The sequence below is a fragment of the Mesorhizobium sp. SARCC-RB16n genome (assembly GCF_008520305.1).
GTDB lineage: Bacteria > Pseudomonadota > Alphaproteobacteria > Rhizobiales > Rhizobiaceae > Mesorhizobium.
Map to the genome: position 1 here is coordinate 85,960 of NZ_ML703258.1, position 16,801 is coordinate 102,760.

Sequence of the window (16,801 nt, forward strand, 5' to 3'; positions counted from 1 at the left end):
GGGGATCGCTATTTTGACCGGGAGCGGCGTGAATGAGGCGCGAAGCGGTCGTTCAACAGGCGCGGCGAGAACGACGGACATAAAAAACGGTACGGCGGAAGCCCGCTTCCAAGTCAGGATAACGCAGCTGCAATGACCATTGGGACACGGTTGCTGTTTTCACACCAGCTTACTCACAGCCGAGGCCTATCAATGTAGCGCTCCAAACCATCCCGATCGCACGCCGTTACCGCCTTTCGCCGCCCCTATCGTCCAGTGGTCTTTTCAGCCTTGAAACAACTGGGCTATGAATGGCTGTGCGCAACCCGATTGACGAACCGGAGCAAGGGTAAAAGATAGAGCTAGCCATAGATTGTCCCCGCGCATGGATCATGTTCATGCCAGAACAATCGAGCTGAGTCCTGCGCAGAACAAAGCGAATTGGCCCACTTCAGAACGAAGTTTGCCATAACTAATTGATATTAAAAGGTTTTGGTGGGCCCGGAGGATGTAATAAAATCATTGATTTCATTGAGTTTTTCGTGGGCCAAAATCAGAATTCTTCCCGTATCATTCCGCATGATCTCGCCGCTGATTTGGGTCGAGCTCGCGTTTCTGGAGACGACTAAGAGATATGATGCCCATACGGAGGCCGCGACGTATGTAATGGAAGTTCCAGTCATCCGAGCAGCAGACGCGCACAAGCCCGAAACTCAAGCAATCTCGGCGTCTCCGTTAGCCGGACAGAGCAGTTCCACATTCAAACCGCCGCTGTCGGAATCGCGCAGGCTCAAGGGAAACTGGTGCAGCCGCGCTATCGCCGAGACCAGGCTCAGTCCCAGGCCCGTTCCGGGCGTCTGGCGGCTCGGGTCGAGCCGATAGAAGCGGCGAAGCACGTTGCCGCGCTCCTCGGCTGGAATTCCGGAGCCAGTATCCCAAACCCGCACGATGGACCCTGTAGGCGCCGCAACCAGTTCTAGTCCGACCCGCCCGTCCGCCGGCGTGAATTTGATGGCGTTGTCGACCAGATTGGCCAAGGCCTCGAAAAGCAGGTCGCCATCCGCGTCAACCAGCGCGACTGGTTGACAGACGACAACGAAGTCGAGGCCGCGCTCTTCCGCAATCGGCTGGTAGAATTCGGCCAGGGCGGTCACGATCTCGCCAAGATCGACCTTGGAAAAATTCTCCCGACGGCGGCTCTGCTCGACCTCGGCAATGCGCATCAGAGCGGCGATGGTCGCGAGCAACTGGTCGATATCGCCCAGGGACTTTTGCATCGCCTCCTTGACAGGTCCGTCGTCCGAAATCGCACGCATGCTGCGCTCGAGGCGCGAGCGCAAGCGCGTCAGCGGGGTTCTGAGATCGTGGGCAATTGCGTCCCCTGCCCCTTTCACGTCGCCGACGAGCCGCTCGATCTCGTCGAGCATAGCGTTGACGATCACCGACAGTTTGTCGAACTCGTCCTGACGCTTGTGAACCGGCAATCGCCGGTCGAAATGGCCCTGCATGATGGAACTGCAGGCGCGGCGCACGGCTTCGACGCGCCGCAACATTGCCCGGCTCATCCCAACCCCACCGATCAGCGATATGGCCAAGGCCGGGAACACTGCGAGCAACAAGGCCCGAACGATGATCTCCCTTATCTCGTCGACCGATTCCGTCGCGTGGCCGAGGACGAGCAGGTTGCCGTTCTTGAGAGTGGCCGAGACGATACGCACGTGCTCGGAAGTCGAGCCTCCCCCATCGTTGAGGGAAAGCGTCAAAGTTTGCGGATTGTCGAGGCCTGGCAATATTGGCGGCAACACCGCCATATTGCCGGCCAGGCGCGTGCGATCGATGGCGAAGATCCCGAACGCCTTTTCCCGGCGCCGGTCGTCGGCCAATGCCTTCTGGATGCGGGCCGGAAGCGAGGCCGGATCGCTGTTGGCAAAGGAGCGGGCATCGGCGATCAGAGCATCGTCGATCTGGCGTGTGAGGTAGCCGACGGTCTCCCGGTAGAGGAAGCCGGCCATCGACAAGAGCGCAACAGCCAGGATCGCCGCTGCCCCGATGGTACGGCGGAAGCTTGCTGTCTCCAAAATCCTAATTTTGTGCACGAAGGACGAATCCCCGGCCGCGAACCGTATGGATCAATGGCACTTCACCCGGCTGATCGATCTTGCGGCGCAGGCGACCGAGGTGAACGTCGACGAGGTTGGTTCCCGGGTCGAAGCGATAGTGCCAGACCTGCTCGAACAGCATGGCCCGCGTGACGACCTGGTTTGCATGACGAAGCATGTATTCAAGCAGCTTGATCTCGCGCGGCACGAGATCGACTTCGCGCGAGCCGCGTCGCACCGTGCGCGTCAAAAGGTCGAGTTCCAGATCGTGGAGTCGAAGGATCGTCAGGCGCGGATCGGGAGATCGGCGCGCCAGAACTTCGACGCGCGTCCGCAGTTCCGCCGGAGAGAATGGCTTCACGAGGTAGTCGTCTCCTCCTGCCCTCAATCCTCTGATGCGTTCATCGACACTGGACAGCGCGCTGAGGACAAGAACCGGCGTATCCACGCCGCCCCCGCGCAAGATTTCGAGCAGGCTCAGACCGTCAAGACCGGGCAGGAGGCGATCGAGCGTAATGACGTCAAAGACCTGGGTTTGAGCCTTGGCCAACCCATCGGGGCCTGTCGCCGCGCGCACAACGTCAAACCCCGCCGCACTGAACTCGTCGACGATCTCTTCCGCTGTCTCCGCATCGTCTTCGACGACAAGGACCTTCATCACCGCAGCGGGTCCTCTTTCCTGGCTGGCGGCTGGCGCAGCCGCGCACTCATTCGGGGCGGGAGCGAGCATGGCCGGCACACCGCTATTGCGCCGGCACAGGGGGATCGGCCGGCCGACGCCCAATAATCTGCTGTTTGACAGCTGTTATCAATCCGGCAAACCGTTGCATATAGAGGTAGATGACCGGCGTGGTGTAAAGGGTCAGCATCTGTGAGACGCAGAGTCCGCCGACAATGGCGATGCCGAGTGGGCGCCTCAGTTCCGAGCCAACGCCCGTGCCCAGGGCAAGCGGCAGAGCGCCGAGCAAGGCGCAGAGCGTGGTCATGGTGATCGGGCGAAACCGCAGGATGCAAGCCTCGATGATGGCTTCCTTCGGCGACAAACCTCTTTGCCGCTCGGCCGACACCGCGAAGTCGATCATCATGATCGCGTTCTTCTTGACGATGCCGATGAGAAGGATGATGCCGACGAGCCCCATGACGTCGAGCTGACCTCCGAGGACCATGAGCGCGGCAAGCGCGCCGACACCTGCCGAGGGCAAGGTCGACAGAATGGTGAGCGGGTGGATCACGCTCTCATAGAGCACGCCAAGGACGATGTAGACGGCAACCAGTGCGGCCGCGATCAGCATCGGCTGCGTCCCCAGCGAAGCTTGAAACGCCTGCGCCGTGCCCTGAAAACCAGTCTGCACCGTTGCCGGCATGCCCAGGCGCGCCTGCATGGCATCGACGGCGGTGACGGCGTCCCCGAGGGCAACGTTCGGCGCGAGGTTGAAGCTCAGCGTAACCGAGGGGTACAAGCCCTGGTGATTGATCGCCAGAGGCGCGACGGAAGCACCCACCTTGGCAAAGGTGCTGAGCGGGATCTGTTTTGCCGCATTGTTGCCGACATAGAGAGCATCCAGCGCGCCGGCATCGACCCGGTATTGGGGATCGACTTCCATGATGATCTTGTGCTGGTCAAGTTGGGTGAAGATGGTCGCGATCTGACGCTGACCGAACGCATCATAAAGCGTGTCGTCTATGGCCTGAGGGGTGACGCCGAGGCGGGACGCCGTGTCGCGGTCGATGACAATGTCGGCGTGCGGCGCCGCTGATTGCAGATCGCTGGCAACGTCACGGACCTGAGGCAGCTTGCGCAGCTCGGCGGTCATTGTGTCCGCCCATTTGTACAGCTCAGGCAGATTGGGGTCCTGCAGGGTGTACTGGAACTGGGTCTGGGAACTGCGTCCGCCGACGTTGATGCCCTGCACCGCCTGCATCGCGACGCTGATGCCAGACACCCCCGCCGTTTCCTTGCGAAGGCGCGAGATCACCTGATCGGCGGAGAGCGACCGTTGGGAAAACGGCTTGAGGGCGATCTGCAGGTTGCCGGAGTTCATGCGCCCCGACCCGCCGAGGGTGGACCGGACAGTCTCGATGGCCGGATCCTTCAGGATGAGATCGACCACCTGCTGCTGCTTGGCTGCCATGGCCTGAAAGGAGATGTCCTGCGCGGCCTGTGTCGATCCGGAAATCAATCCGAGATCCTGCTGCGGGAAGAACCCCTTCGGAATTGCGAGGAACAGTTGCGCCGTCAGCGCCAGGGTCGCCAAGAAGCAGACTAGGACAAGCCTTGGATGTCCGACCGCGACGTGCAGCGAACGGCTGTAGCCCTGCTGTACGAACTCGAAGCCGCGCTCGAGCAGCCGGGACAGCCGGTTGGGCCTGGCCTCTTCTTCGTGGCCCTTGATCATCAAGGCGCACATCATCGGTGTCAGGGTAAGCGAAACGACTGCCGAGATGATCAGCGCCACGGCGACCGTGACCGAGAACTCACGGAACAGCCTGCCGACCATGCCGCTCATCAGCAGCAGCGGGATGAAGACCGCGATCAGCGAGACCGTCATGGAAACGACCGTGAAGCCGATCTCGCTCGCCCCCTTCAAGGTGGCCTGCAACGGCGATAGGCCGTCCTCGACATGCCGGACGATGTTCTCGATCACGACGATAGCGTCGTCGACGACGAAGCCGACGGCGATGGTCAGTCCCATCAGCGAGATGTTGTCGAGCGTATAGCCCAGCATGTACATCACGCCGAACGTGCCGATCAGGGAGACGGGAATGGTGACGGCCGGAATCATGGTCGCGCTGAAACTCTTCAGGAAGACGAAAATGGTGAGAACGACCAACCCGATCGTGATCATGAGCGTGAATTGAACGTCGGCGACGGCGGCCCGAACGGCGACGGTGGAATCGCCCACCGTGGCGATACTGACCGAAGGCGGCAGCCGCGATCGCAGTCCGGGCAGCGCGTCCCTCACACCCTTGACGACATCGACGGCATTGGCGCCCGCCTGCAGATGCACGTCGATCAGCACGGCCTTCTGGTTGTTGTACCAGGCGCCCAGCGTCGTGTTTTCAACGCTGTTTATTGCGCTGCCGATGTCGCTGATGCGTACGGGAGATCCATTGCGGTACGCGATGATCGCCGAATTGACGTTGCCGGGCGTCAGGAGCTGGTCGTTGGCGTCCAGGGTCACTGAGCGCTGCGCGCCGTCAAGCGTGCCCTTCGGGCCGTTGGTAGTCGCCAGCGTCAGCGCGGAGCGAACATCTTCGAGACTCATGCCGAGAGCCGCGAGTTTGGTCGGATCGACCTGGATTCGCATGGCGGATTTCGAGGAGCCAGGCATGTCGACAAAGCCGGCGCCCGGGATTTGCGACAAGGTCTGGGCAACCGTGTTGGCCGCGGCATCCATGACCAAGGGCAGCGGAATCGTGTCCGACTGCATCACGATGGAGATGACGGTGAACAGCGCCGGATTGATCTTGTGGTAGGTGGGCGGACTCTGCATGGTTTTGGGCAGCGAGCCGCTGGCCGCCGTGATCGCCGTCTGAACGTCCTGAGCCGCGCTATCGATATTGCGACTGAGATCGAACTGCAGCGTCAGGTTCGAGTTGCCCAGGGTACTCGTGGAGGTCATCTGGGCCATGCCGGGGATGGTCGCGAATTGCTGCTCGAGCGGGCTCGCGACCGTGCTCGCCATGGTTTCGGCATTGGCACCGGGCAACGTGGCCTGCACCGAGACGGTGGGGAAGTCGACCTGCGGCAGCGAGGAGATGGGCAGCAGCATGTAGGCGACCAGGCCGACGAGCACGATGCCAAGTGTCAGCAATCCGGTTGCCACGGGTCGCTGGACGAAGATGCTGGAGATGTTCAACTTGCGGTCCTTCGCTTGATAAGCGCATCGATTGGCCTGGATCCAGGCGCCGCCCAATCGGCTGCAGTCCAATTGCGCGCAGGGGATTGTCCGTGCTGCTTCATGGGGTCTGGCTGGTCGCCACGATCGCGGGCGAAGCCGCAGCGTTTTGCGATACAGCGCTGTCCGGCAGCGTCGACACCTTCATCCCTGGCTTCAGGCTGTATTGCCCGTCGGTTACCACCGTATCGCCGGCGCTCAAGCCCGATGCGATGACGGTGACGCCACCAGCTACTCGCTTGACCGTCACCGGCTGCTGAACCAGCGTCGAGTCTCCAGGCTTGATCAGATAAACATAGGTGCCATTGGTCGATTGTTGAACGGCGGTAGAGGGAACGGAGGTCGCCTGGGATAGGAGTGCGCTCTGAAACAGAGCCTTGACGAACTGGCCCGGCTTCAACTGATGATCCTTGTTCGGGAAAGTCGCCTTCAATCTGACGGTCGCCGTTGCCGGATCGATGTGATTGTCTACGAGGCTCAACGTTCCCGTGCCGAGCGGTCTGTCATCGTTTGCCGCCAAGGCGGTGATGGCGACCGCGGAGGCCGGCGCTCCGACCGGCCAGTCGCCAATGGCTTCTGACGGAACCGTAAAGACGACCGAGATCGGCTCGAGCTGGTTGATGGTGACGATCCCGGGATCGCTCGGGGTGATCATGTTGCCCTCATCGATCATCCGGATACCGGCCACGCCATCGATCGGTGAGGAGATCGTGGCATAATCGAGCTGGGTCTGCGCGCTTTCGATGGCGGCCTTGTCCACCAGGATCATGGCCTCGGTCTGGGCGATCTGCGCCTTCTGCGTATCGAGCGTCTGGCTGGACGCGAAGCCCTTCTGTGCCAGTTGCGAAATGCGTTGCAGATCGGCCTGGGTATTGGCGAGCAGAGCCTGGTCCTTGGCCAGATTGGCCTCGGCCTGATGCAGGGGTCCGATCAGGGCTTTCGGGTCCAGATGCGCAAGCACGTCGTTGGCATGCACCGCCTGGCCTTCCGTGAACACGATGTCGTTGATCTGCCCGCTGACACGAGGCTTGACCGTCACGCTGTTGAAGGGCTGTACCGTTCCGAGCCCGGTGACCTGGATCGGAACGTTTCCCAACTGTGCCTGAGCCGTGTTGACCGGCGTGGGAGGCATCGGTGCCGCAGATGCGACTGCCGCCGCTGAAGGACGCGCACCGGCATAGGTAAAGGCGCCGTAAGCGCCGCCGCTACATAGGGCGATCGCCAGCAACAGGCGGAAGAAACGCGAGCGGCGAGGCCGCGTCGTAGGAACGAGTTCCGGCCCCATCGGCTCCTGCCGCTTGTCTGAAAGCTGTTCGCTCATTGAGCTCTCCTGGTCGAAACCGCGGTGGTACTGCTGCCTTGTTGCACTGCAGCATTACGCCGACGGGCCGGCTACGCTATTAAAATCCTTGTTAAGAATGGGGTGCCTACCGCGACGTGCCTTCGCCACCCCGATCCGCCGACATAAGCGGTAAGAAATGACTAGGATCGGGCAGGCGCCGACGTGCAGTCCTTCAGCCGGGATCGCGGCGAGTTGTTTCGCGCCCTCTTAGACCTTACCAGCCTCACCCAATACCTGACGCCGAGGTTTCGATGCACCAGGGGCAGGCGGAATGCTCAAACGGAAGAGTTAGCTGCCACACCGGAAGAGATAAATTGCCTCACTGCTAGCCACATAACATCTTTGGCAAACCGGGAGGTCGCAACTCCGCAAGGGCCCGACTTCCTCCCGCTGCGCAGTCGGGCCAGCTTTAACAGGTGCGCTGCCAGGAGATTTACGATGAGACTAGCGATTGTTTGCGCATCAATTGTGTTTGCCGGATCCGGCTTCGCAATTGCCCACGAGAAAAAAGCCATAACCCAACAGTGCGCCGCAGTTGCTGGGTTGGACTGCCGTTCGACAGGATCTGTACCGACTTCGCCGCATTACCGGGCAAAAGGTAGGTCCGAGCCGCGCCTGGGATACGATGATGATCCCTGGATCATTCCATCCTTTCACTGACCACGGGGCACGAAGGCTAAGCAGGCCAGCGCCGGCCTGCCACGCTCTCCGCGGACCAGCCTTGGAAGAGGAAAAAACGGGCTCTTCATTCTCGAACCTTGCAATGCCAATCATGTTCAGATCCAGCGTTGACGCACCCACGCCAAACGGCGGAACACCATGAACGAACAGCGCGTCCATCAGATTTTCGTGGTCAGCTTGCTGCTTAAGGGCGCACATGCCCTGGTCGAATGCATCGGCGGCCTGGTGCTACGCCTTTGTCAGCAGCAGCACGTTTCGGCTGGTCAATTGGCTGACGAAGGGAGAGCTGGGCGAGGATCGTCCTCAGGCGCGCCCGATCAGTGATGTGCGACATGGCCTGGAAGATTTCACAGGGAGCGCCTGGACGAGAGAGGGTCGACCGATTGTCATCGGCAGGGACATCGGTCCATGCTCCCCACGTTTCCAATTCGTTCGCGCGTCGGCGGGAGCGATTGCCCGCCCGGTCATGCACTCACTGAAACCCCGTGCTGCGCCGGCTCCATCGTCGACGACGAAAAGGAGGCAATACAGATCGCCCTCTGGCTTACGGTTCGACCCCGCGCAGCTCGCCCGCTGCCCATGCTGCTAAGTTGTTCTGAGATGCACCTGCGGGCGAGCGCAGCACCTGCTTGAACGGCAGACCCGGATTGGTCGAGAAGCGCATGATCGAATCCGGGCTCAGGCCCGGATTCGATTGAAACTCCCCCATTAGCAGGGAACATGACCCCCGTGGGTGACGTTGGGGATCCCATCGATGCAGGACTTGTTGGGCCAGTCCAAAGCGCTGTCGCCACGAGCTGCCAGCGCAGCAGTCCCGGTCGTCAACATTGTCCCAATGGCAATTGCCAAGAGTACGGTTCGTTTGGTCATTGTATTCTCCTTTTGGTCGACATCGAATATGTCGTTACCAAACCTAATATAATGTGAGTGATGTTGAGTTGGTATAATACACTCGTTTTACAGAATTGTCCCCATGTATGCGATACTAATACTCTCCGGGCCTGTTCTTCCGGATTAGCCGCGACCCTAAGCAAATTCTGAAGCTGGAGACCGGTCATGACCGGCAATCTGCAGATCGGTAAGGATACAGGCCGCTATGTCGAGCCAAGTCGAATCCAGGAGTTCCCTGCCAGTTGCGAACGCAACAGCGTCGTAACCAGCCGAACGCATCAGACTGACGGTAGACATTCGGACGGCCTCGTCGTCGTCGACGATGGCAACCATTGGAATTTGTGCCTTCGGCATCTTTTGAATAACCCGGGAAAATTCTATCCCATATTGGACACATACAACGCATCCACCATGGTCGGACCTATACAGAGGTTTGCCTTGCTGGAATTTACGATCGTAGTGGCCTGGAGCTCCGCCACTATTTATCGGCAGGAGGTACATCTATGTGGTCGGTACCTTCACTCGACTTGGGTCACTTCAGTAGCCTGGTGTGGAATTAAAACCACCCGGTCGTCGCATCAGCGCCAGGCCAGCTGGCAAAGTCTCTGGATGTCCCATCCCCCTAAAATTGAGGCAATTGAAACACAAACTCGGCAATAGCGGACAAGCATATTTAGGGCAACGAAGTAGTCTCTTGATCGGCGCTGCGCCGATGTTGATTTCGGCCATCGGTTCGAAAACTCATCTGCCGCAGACCATCTCGTGTCAAAGCTGATCGCCAAAGGCCCTCTCCCCCTCGGTCGGTCTTGGCGGGCGCCTTGCTCCCCCCGGGGCGCTCGTCGCGGCACGGGTTCGTTGGGCCGGTGACGCCTCGTCATCGGCCCATTTTTTTGCTTGGCGAGGGCGCGATCAGACCTCCCATACAGGCGCGAGAAGCTAGACCCGGCGATGTCATGATGCCGATGGTCAGGCCCGACGTGAGCGCACATTGTTGCCAGGTACCCGTCGTGAGGCTCTTGCGACCCATTCAGGGCTGTGGTCGCGTTGCTTGGAAGCCGGGCCCGTGCGGCAAGCATACCAAAGTATGAGCCCTTCAGACCGACACTCTATCCACGCATACGTAGGTCGGATTGGAGAGACCCAACACGGCCAACTACACTGGCTTCAATGGAGAGGCAGCCGGTCATCGGATACACCGCCGGCCACGCGAGAGCACCCACCACGCGTTTTGAAATGCAAACGGCCTCTACGGCCGGCGAGGACCCCGACCGTTGACCGAACACGGCGGGCTTCCAGCCGGTTTGCATGACAAACGGTTTGCATAAGAGAGATGAAACATGTCGCAGACCGACACCATCAAGCCCAGCGCACCGGACCCAGCCGAAGTCAACAGAGCGCTGGCAGGAACCCGCAGTGGGCTGCACATCCCCCTCCTAAACAGCCGGGAGGCGGTTGCGGGCAGCGCCGTGAGGTTGACTGCCGCGCCAGGACGTAGAGATCCTGTCGCCGATGCGAGCCCAGCCGAGCACGACCCAGCTGTCGAAGAGGCGGGGCAAGGGAGCGGTTCACCGGATCCGTACGCAATGCACGCAGGGCGACGGCCGGCGGTCCTTATAATCGGATTCCTCACCGTGGCAGCTCTCGTCATCGGCGGGTTCTATTTCTGGTATGTGAACCGAAACATCGTGAGCACGGATGACGCCTATACGGATGGGCGAGTTGTCACCGTCGCCCCGCAGGTTACCGGCCTCGTCGTTTCGCTGGATGTAAGGGACAACCAGTATGTCCATAAGGGCGATCCGCTGGCTCACATCGATCCGCGCCCGTACACGATCGAACGGGACAGGGCCCAGGGCACACTCGACAGCGCCAGGGCGCAAGCTGCCGGCGAACGCCTGATTGCCGAAATCGCCCGCAAGAACTTCCCGGCTTTGCTGGAGCAGGCCCAGGCCCAACTGGTGACGGCCAAGGCCAATCTGAATCGAGCGCAAGCCGACTACGACCGGCAACACAACCTTCCCAAGGCTGCGACCACCCAGCAGCAGGTCGATGCGGCGTTGGACGCGCTGCGCCAGGGCGAGGCGCAGGTTACTCAAGCTGAAGCCCAGGTTCAACTGAGTTCTCCTGTGGAGCAGCATATCGGCCAGAGCGATATGCAAGTCAAACAACTAACGGCACAAGTCGAGCAGGCTCAGGCCCAGCTTGATCAGCAGGCGCTCAACCTGTCCTGGACGGTGGTCACCGCACCGCAGGACGGCTGGATTACCCGGCGCAACGTGGAAATGGGCAACTACGTCACGCCCGGCCAGCAGATATTCTCGATCGTTTCACCGGACGTGTGGGTTACCGCCAACTTTAAGGAGAACCAGCTCGACGCTCTTCGGGCTGGGCAGAGCGTGAAGATCGACATAGATGCCTATCCCGATCTCGACCTGCACGGTCATGTCGACAGTGTCCAGATGGGATCCGGTTCGAAGTTCACGGCCTTTCCGCCCGAGAACGCCACCGGCAATTTCGTGAAGATCGTTCAGCGCGTGCCAGTCAAGATCGTCATCGACCGCGGACTTGATCCCAAATTTCCGCTGCCACTCGGGATATCGGTGACTCCGACGGTGACCGTTCGATGAGCAGCGCTCCAACCGATGCCGGCGCCGACTGGAAGCCCCGCTACAATCCCTGGCTGATTGCGGTTTGCGTAACGCTTGCCGCCTTCATGGAAGTCCTCGACACCACGATCGTCAATGTCGCATTGCCGCACATCGCCGGCACTCTTTCTGCGAGCAATGACGAGGCAACCTGGGCGCTGACCTCGTACCTGGTTGCGAACGGAATCGTGCTGACCATTTCGGGATGGCTGAGCGATCTATTCGGACGCAAACGTTACTTTCTGATCTGCATCGGCATGTTCACGGTCTGCTCGTTCCTGTGCGGAATGTCGACGAGTCTGGGCGAGTTGATCGTGTTCCGGCTGCTGCAAGGTTTCTTTGGCGGCGGCCTGCAGCCGAGCCAACAATCGATCATACTGGATACGTTTCCTCCGGCCAGGCGCGCAGCTGCATTCGGCGTCACCGCGATCGCTACGATCGTCGCTCCGATCCTGGGTCCGACGCTTGGCGGCTTCATCACCGATCAGTGGAGCTGGCCCTGGATATTCTTCATCAATGTACCCGTGGGCATCCTCGCAGTGATTTTGAACTCGATCCTGGTCGAAGACCCGCCGTGGGTGAAGAGCCGAAAGCGTCGGGGTCTCGACTACGTTGGCCTTTCCCTCATCACGGTTGGGCTCGGAGCCCTGCAGATCATGATGGACCGGGGCACCGACGACGATTGGTTCGGTTCGTCGGTCATCATAGTCATGGCGCTTCTCGCCTTCCTCGGCATTGCGGGCGCCATTGGCTGGCTCCTCATTGCCCGGAAGCCGATCGTCAATCTCGATGTGTTCAGGGACAGGAATTTCGCCGGCGGCAGCGCACTGATCGCGGCGACGGGGTGCATTCTCTACGCCAGCGCCGTCGTCATTCCGCAATTCGCGCAACAGGTCCTTGGCTATACCGCGACCTGGGCGGGGCTCATTCTCTCCCCCGGTGGCGTTGTCATCATCCTCCTTATTCCGATCGTCGGGCGCCTCTTGACCATCATCCAGGCGCGCTTCGTCATCGCCGCTGGCTTTCTCATTATGGGATCGGCGCTGCTCTTTTCGACCCACCTGACGCCGAACATAGATTTTTCGACGCTTGTCATCATGCGCAGCTTGCAGACTGCCGGCCTCGCATTCCTTTTCGTGCCGATCAGTACGATCACTTATTCCACCTTGCCGCGCGAACTGAGCGGCGACGGGGCAGCACTATTTTCAATGCTTCGCAATCTGTTCGGTTCGATCGGCATTTCTGCCGCGACGTCGCTCGTCACGGAGCAAAGCCAGGTTCGGCAGTCCTATCTGTCGGAATGGGCTTCGCCCTTTCATCAACCCTATAATGCGCTGGTCACCCAGTACGGGCGAGCGCTGGAGTCAGTTGGAAATCCTGCTGGGATCGCGCACGAAATGGCGGTTGGGGGTGTGTACCAAAGCTTCCGATCGCAAGTTGCCGTCCTGGCGTATTCCGATGTGTTTCTGTTCTTCTCATGCCTAGCCTTCCTTGCCGTTCCCTTCTGCCTCCTCCTGTCGGGCAGGATGGTGTCGAGCGGCGGCGTTGGCGCCGGCCACGGAGCTTGATCATGCGCTACAAATTGCCCACTGTTGCAGCGATTTCCGGCACTTTGGCCCTGGCAGCATGCAGTGTCCCAGATTTCGATCAGCCGGACCCGGCCCTGCCCAAACGCTGGTTCACCAGCGGCACGGCTGCCGCGCCTGCGAGTACCGCGGGATTCAGCGCGGCGGCTCAGCAGCCTGTCGACTCCGCCTGGTGGCAGGTTTTTCACGATCCTACCCTTACCTCTCTGATGAAGAGAGTCGCTGAGGCCAACCTCGACGTAAGGACTGCGACCGTCCATCTCGCTGAAAGCCGTTCTCAGCGCGGCGCCGTGGCTTCCGCCCAACTGCCTGATCTGAATGGCAGCGCTAGATACCAACATGAGAAACTGAGCGACCCTAGTATCAAAGGCAGTCTGATCGATGGTCTCGCTGGGTCGAGCACCATTTCTGCCACAGGGCCGACGGACCTGTTTACCAGCGGTTTCGATGCATCATGGGAACTCGATCTTTGGGGGCACGTCCGCCGCCAGGTTGAAGCGGCGGATGCGCAAGTGCAGTCTTCCGAGGAGCAGCGGCGTGGCGCGCTCCTGTCGAGCCTGGCGGAAACCGCGCGCGACTATATCCAGCTGCGCGGCACGCAGACCTTGATCAAGATCGCGACTGACAACCTTGTAACCCAGCAGGGTATTCTGCAGTTGACGCAAACGCGCCAGCAGAGGGGCCTGACGACCAGTCTCGACGTCGACAATGCATCCGCCCAGGTCGAAGCCGTCCGGGCGGAACTGCCCAGCCTGGAACAGCAGGAAGCGCAGCAGATCAACGCCTTGAGCTTTCTGCTCGACATGCCGCCCGATGCCTTGCGCGGCGAACTCGCCACCACGAAACCGGTGCCGCCGTCGCCCGCCAGCATTCCAATCGGCATTCCCTCCGAGTTGGCGCGCCGCCGTCCGGATATTCGCGCAGCCGAGGCGCAGCTTCACGCCGCCACCGCGGACATTGGAGTGGCGGTCGCCGAATTCTACCCAACGATCAAATTGAACGGAGCGGTGGGCTTCGACGCCCTCAAGGCCGGGAGTTTACTGACGAGCAGTGCGATCCTGACCAATGTCGGACCCAGCGTTTCGATGCCGATCTTCGAGGGTGGCCGGCTGAAGGCGACATTGGAGCTTCGCAAGGCGCAACAGGTGGAGGCGGCGATCGCCTATGACAAGACAGTTCTGCAAGCCTGGCACGATGTCGTGAATGCCCTCGTCGCCCACCGGACCGAACAACAACGCCGGGACCGGCTGGCAGCGCAGGTCAAGCGCTCGCGAGAAGCCTTGTCGCTAGCCCGCGTCCGCTACAATGACGGCGTCGCCGACTTCACCACTGTGCTCGACACGGAGCGCACGCTTCTGCAAGCCGAACAGAATTATGCGCAGAGCACCACCAACATCTCGATCGATCTCGTCCAGTTGTACAAAGCGCTTGGTGGCGGATGGGAATTGACCTACCCCGAGCCCGCCGCCCGAGCCACCGATCAGCGCTCGAAGAAGACTGACATGAGCCTGTAGATGTTCTGAAGTGCCGCTCGTCTCCCGGTGCTTGCTTTGTCAGCATGCCTGCCGACGAACCACATCGGGCGGGCGCTGCCTTGGCAGGGATCGTCGCGTCATCGGCACGACTTTGCTCCAATCCGAAGCAGTAGGTCTCTATTTTGGCGAGTTTGGATCACGGGCAAGAGTGCCACATTCCGCTGGATCCATAGTAGCTCGAGTTTACGGCATCGAACGAGCAGTAAGCAGCATCGGTATCGTAGTTCCACCAAGGTTGGTAGTGATATCCTGGATCGCTAAAAAAGATCTCGTGGTGCCGGTGACTGTTGATAGTGCCTCTTCCGCTAAAGTCTATGCCATGACCATCACTACCGCCGCCGCGCGCGATCGAGACCGTCGCCGACCCGCTCACCAGGAGTGCGCCCAAAGCGATCTTCGCCAGTATTCTTGCCAGTCTCATCACAATATTCTCCTACAATTTATCTTCGTTGCAAGTCTGTAATTAAGTAGCTGCTTTATATAAGAATCAAGATAGTACGCATGGTCAGCATGTTTATATCTTGTGGTTATAGGTATGGACCGTCGAGCGTATGCCGATGCCGTGCTCCACAGTGCGGCAGGAGCAAGCCAAACCTTTCGTCGTTCAAATCTGGCCTCCACTCGTACTGTGGAGGCCGGATTCGAAGAGGGTGTCGTGGTTCACGGGCAGTATGGGTCGTATGCGTACGGATCGTATGGATAATCGTAGCCATATGGGTACGGGTAACCGCAGAAGTAGTCCGAACCATAGTATCCGTGGCGATCATGGGGGCGCCCCACCGATCCAGCGTAATGGGTCACTCCGAATGAATGGTGGCTGCTGAGGCCGTGGGCGGTGCTATGGCTACCGAGGCCGCCGGCGATGCCATGGCTGCCGAAACCGCTCCCTATGCCGTGGCCGCCGAAACCGCCCCCGATGCCATGGCCGCCGCCGAAGCCACCGCCATGGCCGCCGCCGAAGCCACCGCCATGACCGCCGCCAAAGCCGCCGCCATGACCGCCGCCTCCGCGCGCCATTGATTCCGTCGCCGAGCCCGCTGCCAGCACTGCACTTAGTGCCACGATTATAAGTATTGTTTTGGACCTTCTCATAGTAAACTCCTTATCTTTAGCTCTCACGATCTTGAAAGCCAAATTGATATGGAGAGAGGGCGCCCATTTAAATATAATACGTTTCGGCTATCTGTAGCATACGTTGCAGCTACCGTTCCGATCTTTATGAATGCCACGAAGAACCTATGGTCTTCAGCAGGCAACGCTTGTTCAAGAACTCAGCCGCACCGGCGCCGAACGCTGGCCGAAGAACCGAGACTGCCATTTAATGAGCGGGCATATGCCCCGCGTCGGATCATGTCCCGCACGCCATCGGATCGCGATGGTGGAGATAGCACAGGTTGATGGCGCATCAGTTTGGCGGCTTCGCGGTAGATGTGTCCTGCCGCCGGTTTTCGGACACCAGGTTAAGCTAGCATTGCTTTTTCCGCGAACTCCACAGCGTTCAGATAGCCCAGAGTGGAGTGCCGCCGCCGAGGATTGTAGAAGCGCTCGATGGAATCGAACACATCCGCTTTGGCGTCATCTCTCGTCCTGTAGACCTTGCGGGCTGTCCTTCACGCTTGCATTCTTTGATGTTGCAGCCCCGTCTAGCACCAATAGGCCATCATTAATGTAGCTGCCGCCTTGCTGCGGTATAGCCCGGTCATCCAAAATCCAAAAAAGTCTCCATGCCTTTCGCACCAAACCCCTGACGATCGCCTCTGGCTCGCGCAGCAACTCATCATCGCTTACCCGGAGCACAACCACTCCAGGAAATGCGGCATGAGACAGAGTTATCATGAGCCCGTAATTCTTACGTCGTAGTTGGAAGCTTCCTGGCCACATTTGCTTAAGGCCGACCGAAAGCAGGCCGCGTGGAGAGAGCACAGGATATTCTAAGATCATTTCGAGAGACCTTCGGACTCTTGCAGATATCCAGAACTTACCTCCCAGCTCGTCAGCCGCTCAATTGTACGCAAGTGGACGGCAATAAGGTCTCGGTTTGTCGAATTTGACGCTTACGTATGATTCTCATTTCTTGACACGGCGGCCAACTCAGTCCCGGCTCGCAAAGCCGATACCGAGCCGGACGATGTCATCGCAGGACG

The 16,801-nt window shown here is 59.9% G+C and carries 10 protein-coding genes and 1 pseudogene; 5 read left to right on the forward strand and 6 right to left on the reverse strand.

All coding sequences use genetic code 11. The features are described from left to right. Positions 1-692: 692 nt before the first annotated feature. The 4 genes from C7I87_RS05885 to C7I87_RS05900 all read right to left on the reverse strand — a co-directional run bounded on the left by C7I87_RS05885 (position 693) and on the right by C7I87_RS05900 (position 7,298). Positions 693-2,075 (reverse strand): sensor histidine kinase, encoded by a 1,383-nt coding sequence (locus C7I87_RS05885; RefSeq protein ID WP_149903326.1) that lies wholly within the window; start codon positions 2,073-2,075, stop codon positions 693-695. Then, entirely contained in the window at positions 2,062-2,739 is a 678-nt protein-coding gene (locus C7I87_RS05890; RefSeq protein WP_149903327.1) for a response regulator transcription factor, read from the reverse strand. Before C7I87_RS05890 ends, C7I87_RS05885 begins: the two co-directional genes overlap by 14 nt. 82 nt (positions 2,740-2,821) lie before the next feature. Next, the gene (locus C7I87_RS05895) at positions 2,822-5,938 is read right to left on the reverse strand and encodes an efflux RND transporter permease subunit (protein ID WP_149903328.1); all 3,117 of its coding nucleotides are present in this window, start codon (positions 5,936-5,938) and stop codon (positions 2,822-2,824) included. A 100-nt stretch (positions 5,939-6,038) separates the two neighbouring features. Then, complete coding sequence (locus tag C7I87_RS05900; RefSeq protein WP_149903329.1) at positions 6,039-7,298, reverse strand: efflux RND transporter periplasmic adaptor subunit; 1,260 nt, start codon at positions 7,296-7,298, stop codon at positions 6,039-6,041. Positions 7,299-8,138: 840 nt separating this feature from the next. Here C7I87_RS05900 and C7I87_RS05910 point away from each other — a divergent pair. From C7I87_RS05910 to C7I87_RS05930, 4 genes are all read left to right on the forward strand, one after another. Further along, entirely contained in the window at positions 8,139-8,324 is a 186-nt protein-coding gene (locus C7I87_RS05910; protein ID WP_188393744.1) for a hypothetical protein, read from the forward strand. Between the two features lie 1,904 nt (positions 8,325-10,228). Beyond that, complete coding sequence (locus C7I87_RS05920) at positions 10,229-11,518, forward strand: HlyD family secretion protein (RefSeq protein WP_149903332.1); 1,290 nt, start codon at positions 10,229-10,231, stop codon at positions 11,516-11,518. After that, positions 11,515-13,104, forward strand: a complete 1,590-nt coding sequence (locus tag C7I87_RS05925; RefSeq protein ID WP_149903333.1) for a DHA2 family efflux MFS transporter permease subunit — start codon at positions 11,515-11,517, stop codon at positions 13,102-13,104. The genes C7I87_RS05920 and C7I87_RS05925 overlap by 4 nt, the downstream gene beginning before the upstream one ends. 2 nt (positions 13,105-13,106) lie before the next feature. Continuing rightward, on the forward strand, positions 13,107-14,636 hold the full coding sequence (locus C7I87_RS05930; RefSeq protein WP_149903334.1) for an efflux transporter outer membrane subunit: 1,530 nt from the start codon (positions 13,107-13,109) through the stop codon (positions 14,634-14,636). A gap of 157 nt (positions 14,637-14,793) precedes the next feature. Here C7I87_RS05930 and C7I87_RS05935 read toward each other — a convergent pair whose 3' ends face one another. Beyond that, entirely contained in the window at positions 14,794-15,078 is a 285-nt protein-coding gene (locus C7I87_RS05935) for a hypothetical protein (RefSeq protein ID WP_149903335.1), read from the reverse strand. 419 nt (positions 15,079-15,497) lie between these two features. Between C7I87_RS05935 and C7I87_RS35120 the strand changes: the two genes are divergently transcribed. After that, positions 15,498-15,677: a hypothetical protein gene (locus C7I87_RS35120; RefSeq protein ID WP_188393745.1), complete on the forward strand. Its 180-nt coding sequence runs from the start codon at positions 15,498-15,500 to the stop codon at positions 15,675-15,677. Between the two features lie 440 nt (positions 15,678-16,117). Here C7I87_RS35120 and C7I87_RS05945 read toward each other — a convergent pair. Further along, positions 16,118-16,267 (reverse strand): annotated as a pseudogene (locus C7I87_RS05945) (IS3 family transposase); the annotation flags it as partial. Positions 16,268-16,801 lie beyond the last annotated feature (534 nt).

What these genes read in the sequence shown, in the direction of transcription:
- C7I87_RS05900 (WP_149903329.1), bottom strand. Translation starts at nt 7,298, where the DNA reads ATGAGCGAACAGCTTTCAGACAAGCGGCAGGAGCCGATGGGGCCGGAA.
- C7I87_RS05910 (WP_188393744.1), top strand. Translation starts at nt 8,139, where the DNA reads ATGAACGAACAGCGCGTCCATCAGATTTTCGTGGTCAGCTTGCTGCTT.
- C7I87_RS05920 (WP_149903332.1), top strand. Translation starts at nt 10,229, where the DNA reads ATGTCGCAGACCGACACCATCAAGCCCAGCGCACCGGACCCAGCCGAA.
- C7I87_RS05925 (WP_149903333.1), top strand. Translation starts at nt 11,515, where the DNA reads ATGAGCAGCGCTCCAACCGATGCCGGCGCCGACTGGAAGCCCCGCTAC.
- C7I87_RS05930 (WP_149903334.1), top strand. Translation starts at nt 13,107, where the DNA reads ATGCGCTACAAATTGCCCACTGTTGCAGCGATTTCCGGCACTTTGGCC.
- C7I87_RS05935 (WP_149903335.1), bottom strand. Translation starts at nt 15,078, where the DNA reads ATGAGACTGGCAAGAATACTGGCGAAGATCGCTTTGGGCGCACTCCTG.
- C7I87_RS35120 (WP_188393745.1), top strand. Translation starts at nt 15,498, where the DNA reads ATGGCTACCGAGGCCGCCGGCGATGCCATGGCTGCCGAAACCGCTCCC.